The organism is Actinoplanes sp. NPDC023801 (genome assembly GCF_040639655.1).
GTDB lineage: Bacteria > Actinomycetota > Actinomycetes > Mycobacteriales > Micromonosporaceae > Actinoplanes.
Genome location: NZ_JBFAAI010000001.1, coordinates 286,336 through 297,960, shown reverse-complemented (window position 1 = coordinate 297,960; position 11,625 = coordinate 286,336). Strand labels below are relative to the sequence as shown.

16 protein-coding genes are annotated in these 11,625 nt (G+C 66.3%); all 16 read right to left on the bottom strand.

Annotated elements, in window-relative coordinates; genetic code table 11:
* Nucleotides 1-168: 168 nt before the first annotated feature.
* On the bottom strand, nt 169-1,260 hold the full coding sequence (locus AB0G04_RS01395) for an EscU/YscU/HrcU family type III secretion system export apparatus switch protein (RefSeq protein WP_360974465.1): 1,092 nt from the start codon (nt 1,258-1,260) through the stop codon (nt 169-171).
* Nucleotides 1,261-1,349: 89 nt separating this feature from the next.
* Nucleotides 1,350-2,114 (bottom strand): flagellar biosynthetic protein FliR, encoded by a 765-nt coding sequence (fliR, locus tag AB0G04_RS01390; RefSeq protein ID WP_360974462.1) that lies wholly within the window; start codon nt 2,112-2,114, stop codon nt 1,350-1,352.
* A gap of 4 nt (nt 2,115-2,118) precedes the next feature.
* Nucleotides 2,119-2,877 (bottom strand): flagellar type III secretion system pore protein FliP, encoded by a 759-nt coding sequence (fliP, locus tag AB0G04_RS01385; protein WP_360974459.1) that lies wholly within the window; start codon nt 2,875-2,877, stop codon nt 2,119-2,121.
* A 5-nt stretch (nt 2,878-2,882) separates the two neighbouring features.
* Entirely contained in the window at nt 2,883-3,305 is a 423-nt protein-coding gene (locus tag AB0G04_RS01380) for a flagellar biosynthetic protein FliO (RefSeq protein WP_360974456.1), read from the bottom strand.
* Between the two features lie 5 nt (nt 3,306-3,310).
* Nucleotides 3,311-4,060, bottom strand: a complete 750-nt coding sequence (fliN, locus tag AB0G04_RS01375; protein WP_360974453.1) for a flagellar motor switch protein FliN — start codon at nt 4,058-4,060, stop codon at nt 3,311-3,313.
* Nucleotides 4,057-5,007: a flagellar motor switch protein FliM gene (locus tag AB0G04_RS01370; RefSeq protein ID WP_360974450.1), complete on the bottom strand. Its 951-nt coding sequence runs from the start codon at nt 5,005-5,007 to the stop codon at nt 4,057-4,059. Before AB0G04_RS01370 ends, fliN begins: the two co-directional genes overlap by 4 nt.
* A gap of 110 nt (nt 5,008-5,117) precedes the next feature.
* On the bottom strand, nt 5,118-5,576 hold the full coding sequence (locus AB0G04_RS01365) for a flagellar basal body-associated FliL family protein (RefSeq protein WP_360974447.1): 459 nt from the start codon (nt 5,574-5,576) through the stop codon (nt 5,118-5,120).
* Nucleotides 5,577-5,593: 17 nt separating this feature from the next.
* Nucleotides 5,594-6,634: a flagellar motor protein MotB gene (locus tag AB0G04_RS01360; RefSeq protein ID WP_360974444.1), complete on the bottom strand. Its 1,041-nt coding sequence runs from the start codon at nt 6,632-6,634 to the stop codon at nt 5,594-5,596.
* 5 nt (nt 6,635-6,639) lie between these two features.
* Complete coding sequence (locus AB0G04_RS01355; protein ID WP_360974441.1) at nt 6,640-7,431, bottom strand: MotA/TolQ/ExbB proton channel family protein; 792 nt, start codon at nt 7,429-7,431, stop codon at nt 6,640-6,642.
* Complete coding sequence (locus AB0G04_RS01350; RefSeq protein ID WP_360974438.1) at nt 7,431-7,718, bottom strand: flagellar FlbD family protein; 288 nt, start codon at nt 7,716-7,718, stop codon at nt 7,431-7,433. The genes AB0G04_RS01355 and AB0G04_RS01350 overlap by 1 nt, the downstream gene beginning before the upstream one ends.
* A 194-nt stretch (nt 7,719-7,912) precedes the next feature.
* Nucleotides 7,913-9,235, bottom strand: a complete 1,323-nt coding sequence (locus AB0G04_RS01345) for a flagellar hook protein FlgE (RefSeq protein WP_360974435.1) — start codon at nt 9,233-9,235, stop codon at nt 7,913-7,915.
* Nucleotides 9,236-9,321: 86 nt separating this feature from the next.
* Nucleotides 9,322-9,756: a flagellar hook capping FlgD N-terminal domain-containing protein gene (locus tag AB0G04_RS01340; RefSeq protein WP_360974432.1), complete on the bottom strand. Its 435-nt coding sequence runs from the start codon at nt 9,754-9,756 to the stop codon at nt 9,322-9,324.
* A gap of 144 nt (nt 9,757-9,900) precedes the next feature.
* Nucleotides 9,901-10,389 carry a hypothetical protein gene (locus tag AB0G04_RS01335; protein WP_360974429.1) on the bottom strand — a complete coding sequence of 163 codons (489 nt, stop codon included), beginning with the start codon at nt 10,387-10,389 and terminating at the stop codon, nt 9,901-9,903.
* A 7-nt stretch (nt 10,390-10,396) separates the two neighbouring features.
* Nucleotides 10,397-10,795, bottom strand: coding sequence for a response regulator (locus AB0G04_RS01330; protein ID WP_360974426.1), 399 nt, complete (start codon nt 10,793-10,795; stop codon nt 10,397-10,399).
* Entirely contained in the window at nt 10,756-11,241 is a 486-nt protein-coding gene (locus AB0G04_RS01325; RefSeq protein WP_360974423.1) for a chemotaxis protein CheX, read from the bottom strand. The genes AB0G04_RS01330 and AB0G04_RS01325 overlap by 40 nt, the downstream gene beginning before the upstream one ends.
* A complete protein-coding gene (locus tag AB0G04_RS01320) occupies nt 11,238-11,624 on the bottom strand; it encodes a response regulator (RefSeq protein WP_173476755.1) in 387 nt (128 codons plus the stop codon). Before AB0G04_RS01320 ends, AB0G04_RS01325 begins: the two co-directional genes overlap by 4 nt.
* Nucleotide 11,625 lies beyond the last annotated feature (1 nt).

Below are 11,625 nucleotides of genomic sequence, written 5' to 3'. Positions count from 1 at the left end.
CACCTTCCGAGCATGGGCAGTTCGATGGCCATCCGAGCCCAGCCGTCGCCGTCCTGGCGTTGTTCTGTTCGGCGTTCCGTCGCCGTCACTGAGGCCGCTGTGGCACCGCCACGTCTCGATCTTCCCTGCTCTTGCACCGCGTTGTGAGGAAATCTCCGGAATCGGTAGTTATGCCATGGCTGGGGTCGGGTTCGGGTTGCGGTGGAAACCGGCTGCCGCACCACGTGCCTTGAGACTCATCACGAACGCCAGCACCTTCGCCACCGCGCCGAAGAACTCCGCCGGAATCTCCTGCCCGACCTCGCAGTTCTGGTTCAGCGCCCGGGCCAGCGCGATGTCCTGCACCATCGGGATCCGGTTCTCGGTGGCCAGCTCGCGGATCTTCGCGGCCATCGGGCCCTTGCCCTTCGCCACGATCCGCGGCGCGCCCTTCTCCGGCTCGTACCGCAGAGCGACCGCGACGTGCACCGGGTTGACCACGACCACATCCGCGGTCGGCACGTCGGCCATCTGCCGGTTCCGTGCCATGGCGTGCTGCTTGGCCCGGATCTGGGCCTTGATCAGCGGGTCGCCCTCGGTGTTCTTGTGCTCTTGCTTGACCTCCTCCTTGCTCATCCGCAGTTGCTTCTGGGTACGCCGGCGCACCACGAAGTAGTCGGCCGCCGCCATCACGATGCCGGCCACCGCCGCGGCCCGGATCAGCTGGATCGCCGCGTCGTCGACGACCCCGAGCAGCGTCATGAGCGGCAGCTGCCCGGCGTCCATCAGCACCGGCACGATGTCCTGCATCGTCATGTACAGCACGATGGCCAGCACGGCCGTCTTGATCAGGGCCTTGAAGCCCTCCCAGAGCGCCTGCGGGCCGAACATGCGCTTGAGGCCGCTGAACGGGTTGAGCCGGTTGAACTTGGGGATGAACAGCTTCGTGGCGACCCGGATGCCGCCCTGCGCGCCGGCCGCGACGACGCCGACCGCCATCATGGTCAGTGCCAGCGGCAGGACCGCCCAGCCGGCACTGAGCAGCGCGTCCTTGAAGATCGCGAGGGTCTTGCCGGGATCCGGCTCGGCGATCGTGTCCGGGATCTTCGCCATCAGGTCCTGGGCGTGCTCCATGGCCTGGCTCAGGGTGCGCGGCAGCATGATGCTTGCGGCGAGCATGCCGACCCAGGCGCCGATGTCCTGGCTCCGGCCGATCTGGCCCTCCTGGCGGGCCTTCTTCAGTTTTTGTTCAGTGGGTTCCTCGGTCTTCTCGCCCGACATCTCTCACCTCCTCGCGCTCGCGGCCTTCCTCACGCTTTTCGGCGTGGTTCAGCCGCCGCTGAGCCGGACCACCGCGGTGACGGCCTGGTTCAGCCGCCGCTGAGCCGGACCACCGCGGTGACGGCCTTCTCGACGAGCGTGTCGAGCACCGTCGGCAGCATCGCGACGGCGAGCCCGGAGAGGGTCACCACCAGGAAGATCTTGATGGGGAAGCCGAGCTGGAACGCGTTGAGCGCGGGCGCCACCCGGTTCAGCAGGCCCAGCGCCACGTCGGCCAGGAACAGCACCGCGATCAGCGGACCGGCGATCTGGATCGCGGCCAGGAACATCTCGCCGATGCCCTTCAGCAGCAGCCGGCTGAAGATCTCCATCGAGAACGAGGCATCCAGCGGCAGCGTACGGAAGCTCTGCAGGAAGCCACGGAGGATCATCTGGTGGCCGTCGCTGGCGAAGAGCAGGGTGAGCGCCACCAGGTTGTAGAACCGCCCGAAGATCGAGGCGCTGCTCTGCGAGAACGGGTCGTACGTCGCGGCCAGCGTGAAACCGCTGAACAGGTCGAGCAGGTCACCCGCCGCCTGCAGGGCCGCGAACAGCAGTGCCGTGAAGAAGCCGAGCGCCGCGCCGACGAGGACCTGCAGAGCGGCGGTGGCGATCAGATCCTTGGTCTCCAGGGACGGGACGGTGCTGGTCAGGTACGGCGCCATCGGGATGGTCAGACCCACCGAGAGCAGCGCCTTCACCTGTCCCGGGATGAGCCGGGAGTTGAACGGGGGGCACAGCATCATCCACGCGCCGGTCCGGACCGCTCCCAGCATGACCGCCAGGAACTCCGCGATGGCGATGTCGAAGTTCATCGCTTCAGTACGAGCCGACCAGCGCCGTGATGATCAGAGCCCAGCCGTTGACCAGCACGAACAGCAGCAACTTGAACGGCAGCGCCACCGTGACGGGTGGCAGCATCATCATGCCCAGTGACATCAGCGACGCGGACACCACGAGGTCGATGATCAGGAACGGGATGAAGATGACGAACCCGATGATGAAGGCGGCCCGCAGCTCGGACAGCACGAACGCCGGGATCAGGGTGGTCAGCGGAACCGACTCGATGTTGGCCGGCCGCTCGTCGCCGGACACCTTGGTCAGCAGGGCGATCTCGTCCTCACGGGTCACCTCGTACATGAACTGCCGCAGCGGCTCGACCCCGTCCTTGAACGCCTGCGACTGGGTCTTGTCGCCGTTCAGATAGGGCTGCACACCCAGATCGTTGATGGCGGACACGGTCGGGCCCATGATGAACATGCTCAGGAACAGGGCCAGTCCGGCCAGCACCTGGTTCGGCGGCATGCTGGTCAGCCCGAGCGCGTTGCGCGTGATGCCGAGGACCATGAAGACCTTGGTGAAAGACGTGCAGAGCAGCAACAGGGCCGGCGCCACCGAGAGCAGGGTCAGACCGAGGACGATCACGAGGGACGAGGCCGGCCGGCTGCCGTCCGGGTTCGTACCGTTGATCTGGATGTCGATGCTCGGTGGCGAGGGAGGCGCGGGAGCCGCGTCGGCGGCCGCCGGCAGCAGGACCACGATGGCCGCCAGCATGAGCAACGGGAAAGCGCGCCTCATCGGAATCATCGCCTTGTGGTTCGCTCGCGCAGGAATTCGAGTGTGGAGCCCCAGGTGCGGGGAGAGAGCAGGGAGCCCTCCAGCCGCTCGCCGAGGCGCGAGGGATGCCGGCCGGGCACCTTCGCGTGCAGGCCGTCCGGCTCCACCTCGAGGTGGTCGCGATGCTCCTCCGGCTCGGTCTCGAACGCCTCGATGTCGGCCTCGCCGAGCAGGTTGACCTGCTGTTCGGTTACTCCGAGCACGAACGCCCGGTCCGCCACCCGGACCACGGCAACGGCCGAGCCGCGGCCCAGCTGCTGGCGGTTGAGCACCGCCAGCGGACCGTGACGGCGCATGACGTACGGCCGGCGCACCGCCTTGGCCAGCAGCCACATCAGCAGGAGGACGGCCAGGAGGGCGAGGGCTACCCGGAGGACGAGCGGAATCAAGATCGTTACTCCGCTCCTGGCGCGACGATCTCGGTGATCCGGATGCCGAAGTTCTCGTCCACCACGACAACCTCGCCCCGGGCGATCAGCCGGCCGTTGACGAGCAGGTCGGCGGGGCTGCCGGCGGCCCGGTCCAGTTCCACGATCGCGCCGGGCGTGAGCGACAGCAGTTCCCGCACGCTCATCCGGGTCCGGCCGAGTTCGGCCGAGACCTCCATCTCGACGTCGTGCAACATGTCCAGTCCGCCCCGGCCTCCGGAACGCGCGGGAGCCGCCCGTTGAGAGATGTTCACCGCCCCCGGGTCGTCGCCCGGCCACTGGCTCAGGGCGAGAGCGAGCACGGCTCGTACCGCCGACTCGTCGCGGAGCGGGACCGCTATCGCGCCCTCCTTCGCGGCCAGCGCGCTGAGCGCGACCTCCGGCTCCATCAGCTGGCCGGGATCGAGCACCACCGGACCGAAGACCCGGGCGGCCGCCTCGAGAGCCGGCCGGACCGCCGCCGTGAGGTCCAGTTCGCCGAGCGGGCTCTCCCGGAGGGCGTCCGCCAGGTCCTGCCCGACCACCACGAGAACCTCACCGGAGGCCGCGCCGGTGAACCGCGCCGTGATCGCCTGGCCCTCGATCACCGTCCCGGCGTCCGGTATGACCGGGTCGGCGGCCACCAGGGCACGGCTGGTGGGCAGGACGGCCAGCGCGGCCTCGGCCGCGTTCCGGGCCAGTGCGAGCTGAGGCGCGGTCATGGTGGGCGCGGTCATGGGCGGCCAGACTCCTTGGACGAGCTCTCGTTGGGCGACGGCACGACGAGACACGCGAGCCGGGCGCCTTGATTACCGGGAACTGCATGAGCGAAAACGATGTCGTTTACGGTCACCTCGAGCGGCCGGCTGGTCATATGTCCGAGCGGGACGACGTCACCGGGGCGTAGATCCACGATGTCATCGGTGCGCATCCGAATGGGCTGGAATCGCACTGCTACGTCGATCGGAGCGGCGGAAAGTCCGGCGGTCAGGTTCCGCAGGGCGGTGTCCTTCACCTGCCGTTCGGCCGCGCTCAGCACGATCGTCTCGGTGCGCGACAGCACCGGCAGAATGGTGTTGAACGGCAGGCAGATGGTGGAGATGCACTCCTCGGCGCCGATCTTGGTCTCGAACGAGGCCACCACGACCGCGTCACCGGGCGCATGCGCACGCAGGAACTGCGCGTTGTACTCGATCTCCTTGAGCTTGGGCGTGAGGTCGACCATGCTCTCGAAGCCGTAGCGCAGCTCGCCGAGCATCCGCTCGATCAGACCACGCAGCAGCGGCATCTCGACCTCGGTCAACGGCCGCTCCGGCTGGGTGCCTCCGGGGCCGCCGAGCATGTGATCAATCGCGGTCATCACTGCCGACTGGGCGATCTCCAGCAGGACCGTGCCGGGCAACGGGTCCAGTGTGACCACACCGATGATCGTCGGGTTGGCGAGCGCGGCGACGTACTCGTCGTAGTTCAGCTGCTCGATGGAGATCAGGGAAACGTTGCTGACCACCCGGAGACGGGTGGTCAGCAGGGTGCCGCAACTCCGTGCGTACGACTCGAAGACCATCTGCAGCGTACGGACGTGCTCGCGGGAGAGCTTGATGGGGCGCCGGAAGTCGTACGCGGTCGGGCCTCCGCCTTGGCCGCGACGTGAAATCCTGCCGGGGGATCGTTGTGCGGTGGTCACGTCGTCCTCATCGGCTCAGTTACCGAACCGCTGAGCCGTGGCGGCGTTTTCATCCAGTTCTCGCGCCGAAGGGCGGATCTCCCTGGGGAGACCCGCCCGGCGGCAGTGCCTTACTGGGTGACGAAGGACGTGAAGTACAGGTCCATCACCATCGGCGTCCCGTCGTGCTCGTAGGCCTTCTCGATCTTCTCGAGCAGCTCGGCCTTGAGCTTGTTGCGGCCCTCCTCGGTGGAGAGCTCGGCGATCGGACGGCCGGTGTACTGCTCGATCGCGAGGTTCAGCGCCTGGGAGGCGTCGATCTCCTCGTGGCCGGCCGCCTCGGTCATCTGGAGGGAGAACCCGAACTTCAGGTAGTGCCCGTCCGCGAGGTTGACCGTCAGCGTGCTGTCGATCGCGACAACCGCGCCCTTGACCGGCTTCTCCTCGGCCGCCGAGGCCGAGTCGCCGCGGAGCATGAAGAACGCCCCCGCTCCACCGCCACCGAGGACGACAAGTGTCATCGCGATGACGATCATGAGCATCTTTTTCGACTTCTTCGGCGCCTCAGCCGTTTCCTTCTCGTCAGCCATCAGAACTCCCCCTCAGTTCAGTCGTGGTCGGTGGTGCTGGTCGTGGTCTTGGTCGTGGTGGCCGGGGCAGTCGCGCCGGTGCCGGCCTTCGTGGCCGCGGCCTTCTGCTCGGCCAGGTACTCGGCCGTGGTCTGGCCGGTGTGCAGCTGCCCGTCCTTGCCTGCCGCGGAGGGCAGCAGCGCCGCCTGGTCCGCGGTGAGCTGGGTCAGGACGACGACGTCCACCCGGCGGTTCATCTGGACCGAGCGCGGGTCCTTCGGATCGATCAGCGGCTTGGTGTCGGAGAAGCCCACCGCGCTGAGCCGCTTCTTCGCCAGACCGTGGTCGGTGAAGAACCGGACCGTGGTCGACGCACGCGCCGCGGACAGTTCCCAGCCGCTCGGGTAGTACGTGGTCCGCGCCTTGAGCTGGTTGGTGTGCCCGTCCACCTCGATGTTGTTCGGCAGCCCGGCCAGGGTCGGTGAGATCGCCTTGAGGATCTTCTCGCCGCCTTCCTGGAGCTCGGCCCGGTTGCCGGCGAAGACCACCTCGTTGGTGACGATGGTGACCACCAGACCGCGCTGATCGATGGTGAACTTGGCGCTGTTGAGCATCTTCTGCGCCAGGAGCGCGTCGGCGATCTTCCGCTCGATGGCCTTCAGATCCTCGACCTCCTTGGCGGCCTTCTCCGCGTTGGCCGAAGCCTTCTTGCGGTTCTCCGCCACGATGGCCCGCTCGACCGCTTCCTTCTGCTTCTGGTTCAGGCCCTCGGTGCCGGAGGTGCCGTCCCCCGGGTTGGAACCCGGGTCGATCTGCACCACCTGCGCGTTGTTGGCCGATCCGTCAAGCGGAGCGCTGTTGCCCTGGAAGGCCGGGCTAGGAGCTCCGAACCCCGCCGAGAGACCGGCCGCCAGCTGGGCGAACTTCTTGTTGTTGACGTCGCTCATGGAGAAGAGCACCACGAAGAGAACGAACAGCAGGGTCATCATGTCGGCATACGACACGAGCCAGCGCTCGTGATTGGCGTGCTCCTCGTGCTCCTCGTGCTTCTGCTTACGCTTGCCCCCGCCGGAACTCATCTAGGTCAGGCCGCCTTCTTGCTCGAGGCCGCAGCTTCGGCCTTCTTCATCTCGTCGGGCGGCAGCAGGCTGCGCAGCTTCTGGGCGACCAGACGCGGGTTCGAGCCGGCCTGGATGGCCAGGACACCGTCGATGACCAGTTCCATCTCCTCGGCCTCGATCGCGCTCAGCCGAGCCAGGCGAGCGCCCATCGGGAGGAGGATCATGTTGGCGCTGAGCACGCCCCAGAGGGTGGCGCAGAACGCCGCGGCGATCGAGTGGCCGAGCGTCTCGGGCTTGTCCAGGTTCTCCATGACGAGCACCAGACCCATGACCGTGCCGATGATGCCGATCGTCGGGGCGTAACCGCCCCAGGACTCGAAGAACTTCACACCGGCCTTGTCGGCCTTCTTCTTGGCACCGACCTCGGCGTGCAGGATGTCGTGCAGCTCGTCCGGGTCGGTGCCGTCGATGGCCAGCTGCAGACCCCGCTTGAGGAAGGGATGCTGGACGGTCTTGACGGCGTCCTCGAGGGCCAGCAGGCCCTCGCGGCGCGCCCGCTCAGCCAGCTTCACGACGCTGTCGAGCAGCTCGGCGGGCGGGATGACCTTCTTGGTGAAGCCCTTCTTGAGCTGATCGCCGAAAGCCTTCGTGTCCTTCATGACGCCACCCGCCATGGCGGCGAAGAAGCCGCCACCGAAGACCAGCAGCATCGACGGCCACAGCATGATGGAGAGAGGTGAGCCGCCCTCCACGATCTGGACCAGGAAGACGACGGCCAGGCCGGCGGCGACACCGATAATCGTAGCGAGGTCCATCAGCGTTCCTTCCGGTGCAGCGGGAGCACCTTGGCATCGAGCTCGTCATCCGAGGAGGACGAGGAAGTGGTGAGGGCCGAGGGCTCGGGCTCCATGCGACTCGCCTGGGCGATCAGCGAGGCGCGGTAGTGACGCACCGAGTCGATGAATTCGGGCACGGACTCGGCGATGATGTACTTGGTGCCGTCCACCAGGGTGACGACCGTGTCGGGCGTGCAGTCGACGCGCTCGACCAGGTCCGGGTTCAGAGCGAACACGGCGCCGTTGATACGAGTTACGAGGATCAAGACAGTTCCGTCCTTGGGTCGTCCTTGGCTGGTGGGGCCGTCCGTGGCCCTTCGCCTGTTACTTCGGCCCGATCCCGGTTGCCGATGAGATCGAGGTGGTCGCTGTTCGGGTGCGACTGCGATCACCCGGAGAGATCACAGAACGGCCGGGACAGGCACGTATGCCTGTCCCGGCCGTCCGGGTACAGCTAGGGTCAGCGCTTCATGCTGACGAGCTCCTGAAGGATCTCGTCAGAGGTGGTGATGATGCGGCTGTTGGCCTGGAAACCGCGCTGGGCGACGACCAGGTTGGTGAACTCCTGCGCGAGGTCGACGTTGGACATCTCCAGCGCGCCGGAGACGACCTGACCCATGCCGGCACTGCCGGGTTCGCCGACCTGTGGGTACCCGGAGTTGACCGTGGTCCGGAACAGGGAGTTGCCCACCTTCTCCAGGCCGGCGACGTTCTTGAAGGTTGCCATGGCGACTTGGCCCAGCGTTTGCTTCAGGCCGTTGCTGTAGACGCCGATGATCTCCCCGCTGTCGGACACGGTGTAGGAGAGCGAGGTGAGAGCGCCGGCCGTCTGGCCGTCGACGTTGAAGACCCGCGCGTCGGTGAGGCCCGAGTACATGGTCAGGTCAGCCATGTTGATCTTCAGGCCGGGGTCCGGAGGAGTGGCGTTGGGGTTGGCCGGACGGAAGACCATGTTGCCGTCGGAGTCCAGGTTTCCGGCTGCCGGCGTGTCGGTCTGCTCGATCGTCGGCTTGCCCTTCGACATGTCGAGGGCCATCTGGCTCGTACCGGCGACCGGGACGTTCGCGGTGAGGCCGGTGGGGTCGTAGTGCTCGTACAGGTCGATGGTCCAGTCGGTCACCACGGTCGTCCGGTCCGGGACGTTGCGGCTGTACACGGCGGTGACCGTGCGGGTCGCACCCTTGTCGTCGAAGATCTTTACCGGGATGGTGACCACGTCCTTGAGCGCCAGCGGGTCGGCCGGGTAGTCGCTCGTCAGGTTGCCCTTGAGGGTGACCTCGGTGGTCTGCTTCGGCGGGATGGTCGCGCCGAGAGGCATCCTGATGTCGCCCGGCTGCACACCCGAGTTGACGACGCCGTTGGCGTCCGCGGTCCAGCCCTGCACCGGCTCGCCGGTGGCGGTGGCCAGCGTCCCGTTCGCGTCGAAGAAGAACGAGCCGGCACGCGTGTACAGGTTCTCGTTGCCGCTGCGGGTGATGAAGAAGCCGTCGCCCTGGATCATCATGTCGCCGGACTTGCCGGTGGTCTGCGCCGAGCCCTGGCTGAAGTTCGCGGTGATGCCACCGACGCGCACGCCGAGGCCGACCTGGGCCGGGTTCGTACCGGCCATCCCGTTCTGCGGCGCACCGCCCGCACCGAGCATCTGGCTCATGGTGTCGTTGAACTGCACCTGCGACGACTTGTAACCGGTGGTATTGACGTTCGCGATGTTGTTACCGGTGACGTCGATCATCCGCTGGTGGGCATTGAGGCCGCTGATACCGGAGTAGAGAGAACGCAGCATTTAGACGGAATCCTTCGCGGTGGGAGGAACAACGAGCCCTGCTTCCGCTTTTCGGGTGGCGGGCAGGGCGGCGGTCGGATGGGAGATCATGCGGTCTTGTTCTCGGTCGTCGAGATTTCCGTGACCTTTGACAGCTGCACATCCGTGTTCCCGACCCTGAGCGTCGGTTCGCTGTCTCCGTTGAGCTTCGCCGAGGTGATCACGCCGGTCTGCAGGGCGCCGAGGGCGTCCTGGTACGTGACGGTCTTGCCGACCAGCGAGCTGGCCCCGATCATCCGCTGCGACTGCAGCATGTCGATCATGTCTTCAAGCTTCTCGACCTGCGTGAACTGCGCGGTCTGCGCAAGGAACGCGGTCGAGTCGGCGGGCTTGGTGGGATCCTGGTATTTCAGCTGCGCGACGAGGAGCTTCATGAAGGTGTCCTTGTCGCCGAGCGACTTGCTCTTGGCCTCAGAGGCTTTGGCCGCGGCCAAGGCCTTGGCGGCATCGGCTCCGGTTGGTCCGGACATCGGTGAGGTCATCGACTTCTCCTGTCCCGTATCAGGCTCAACCTAAGCTTCGGCCCGGGCCCCGGATTACTTAGAGACAAATTTGCGGGCCCGCCGATGACTCGGCGGGCCCGCAACGGAAGATCTTCAATTTGGTACGCCTAATGCTCTGCAGGGTCAGGGTGCGAGGGACAGGCTCAGCTTGCCCTTTCCGTAGCGGTTGACCTCGACGCTCAGGTCCAGGCGGCGCCCCAGAGCGAGCAGGACCGCGCGAGCGTCACCCGGCAGCTCCTGGTTCGGGTAGATCACCTGGTACAGCTTCACGTGCGGGGCACCCTCACGGTTGAGGAGGCTGGTGAACACGTTGCACAGCTCGAAGACGTTCTCCGCCAGGTTCGGGAAGAGCTGCTTCTCGTCGATGCTGTCCTCGGCGGCGCCGGCCGGCAGCAGGCCGAGCGCGGCTCCCGCGTTGGCGGCGAGGCTGAGCGTCATGCCCATGACCGCGTAGATCTTCTGGCTGTTGTCGGTGAAGATCGCGCATGTCGTGAGAGGTACCTCCGGCGCGCCGATGGGGTCGCCGGGACTGACGGTCACCTCTCGCCCGAGGAGGTCCTCGAACAGGTTGCGTACGGCTAGAGAGCCGGGAAGAACCGAGACGTCTGACATGTCTTAATCATCCCAAAATAGGAGCGAACACTTCATCGAATCGCTCAGCAGTGAAGGGTTTGACGATGAAGAACGCGGATCCGGACGCCTCGGCCGCCGTCTTCATCTCCGGCGTGCACTCCGAGGTCACGAAGCCGAACTTGACGTTGTTGCCGGCGGCACGGAGCTGCCGCAACACCTCGATCCCAGTCAGGTGCGGCATGTTCCAGTCCGAGATGACCAGATCGGGATTCTCCGTGGTGGCCTTGTCGAAGGCTTCCTGGCCGTCCGCCGCCTCGATCAGGTCATGGTCTCCGAAACCGGCCTGCCGCAGGGTCCGGACGACGATCTGCCGCATCACCCGGCTGTCGTCGGCGATGAGGATCTTCATGCACCCTCCTCCTTGTTGTCGGTGCTGCTCTGCCACATCGAAATGGACACCGGTTCCCCTTCCCACACCCCGTACACCCCGGTGATCCGCTGGGTGTTCGGGAAACGCGCCGACGACTCCGGCGCGAGATTCACCTGGGGGAGCGACAAATGTGCCCCCGGCGGCAACATCGCCTTGACGTTGCCGCCGACGATGTTGGCCAGTTCGCCGAGCGTGTCGGAGATGTCGTCGTCGCTCACTTCCTCAAGCTCCATGGCGAGGAAGGCGGCCGCGGCGCGCTGGGCGGCGGCACGGGATGAGGCGTAGACGACATGCCCGTTCCAGGACCCGGTGATGGAGACCGAGGAATGCACCTCGGACGGCTGGTTCTCGTCGTACGTGGGGATCAGCGGGCTGACGCCCTCGGGATCCAGGTATGACTCCCACACCTGTTCCACCATCTCGGCGAGGTCGCTCTCGTCGACCTCGACTTCGACGCTCATGAGTTTGCTCCGGTCGGGACGAGGCCCAGCAGGGCCAGCTTTTCGATCATGGCGCCCTCGGTGAAGGGCTTGATCACGTACTCGTGGGCGCCCGCAGCGAGCGCCCGTACGATCTGGCTCTGTTCGCTCTCGGTGGTGACCATGACGAGAGTCATCTCCCGCAGCCGTGGATCGGCCCGGACCTTGGTGACGAACTCGAGCCCGTTCATGTTCGGCATGTTCCAGTCGATGAGGGCCAGTTCCGGCACCTCGGTCATATCGGCGAGAAGGTCCATCGCCTCCTTGCCGTCCCCCGCCTCCACCGCCTCGAAGTTGAGCTTCGTGACAATGCGCTTGAGGATCATGCGCATCGCACGCGAGTCGTCGATCACCATGGCGCGCATC

Excerpts from the sequence above, each read along its gene's own strand:
- AB0G04_RS01395 (WP_360974465.1), bottom strand. The coding sequence starts at position 1,260 with ATGTCGGGCGAGAAGACCGAGGAACCCACTGAACAAAAACTGAAGAAG.
- fliR (WP_360974462.1), bottom strand. The coding sequence starts at position 2,114 with ATGAACTTCGACATCGCCATCGCGGAGTTCCTGGCGGTCATGCTGGGA.
- fliP (WP_360974459.1), bottom strand. The coding sequence starts at position 2,877 with ATGAGGCGCGCTTTCCCGTTGCTCATGCTGGCGGCCATCGTGGTCCTG.
- fliN (WP_360974453.1), bottom strand. The coding sequence starts at position 4,060 with ATGACCGCGCCCACCATGACCGCGCCTCAGCTCGCACTGGCCCGGAAC.
- AB0G04_RS01365 (WP_360974447.1), bottom strand. The coding sequence starts at position 5,576 with ATGGCTGACGAGAAGGAAACGGCTGAGGCGCCGAAGAAGTCGAAAAAG.
- AB0G04_RS01360 (WP_360974444.1), bottom strand. The coding sequence starts at position 6,634 with ATGAGTTCCGGCGGGGGCAAGCGTAAGCAGAAGCACGAGGAGCACGAG.
- AB0G04_RS01355 (WP_360974441.1), bottom strand. The coding sequence starts at position 7,431 with ATGGACCTCGCTACGATTATCGGTGTCGCCGCCGGCCTGGCCGTCGTC.
- AB0G04_RS01345 (WP_360974435.1), bottom strand. The coding sequence starts at position 9,235 with ATGCTGCGTTCTCTCTACTCCGGTATCAGCGGCCTCAATGCCCACCAG.
- AB0G04_RS01340 (WP_360974432.1), bottom strand. The coding sequence starts at position 9,756 with ATGACCTCACCGATGTCCGGACCAACCGGAGCCGATGCCGCCAAGGCC.
- AB0G04_RS01335 (WP_360974429.1), bottom strand. The coding sequence starts at position 10,389 with ATGTCAGACGTCTCGGTTCTTCCCGGCTCTCTAGCCGTACGCAACCTG.
- AB0G04_RS01325 (WP_360974423.1), bottom strand. The coding sequence starts at position 11,241 with ATGAGCGTCGAAGTCGAGGTCGACGAGAGCGACCTCGCCGAGATGGTG.
- AB0G04_RS01320 (WP_173476755.1), bottom strand. The coding sequence starts at position 11,624 with ATGCGCGCCATGGTGATCGACGACTCGCGTGCGATGCGCATGATCCTC.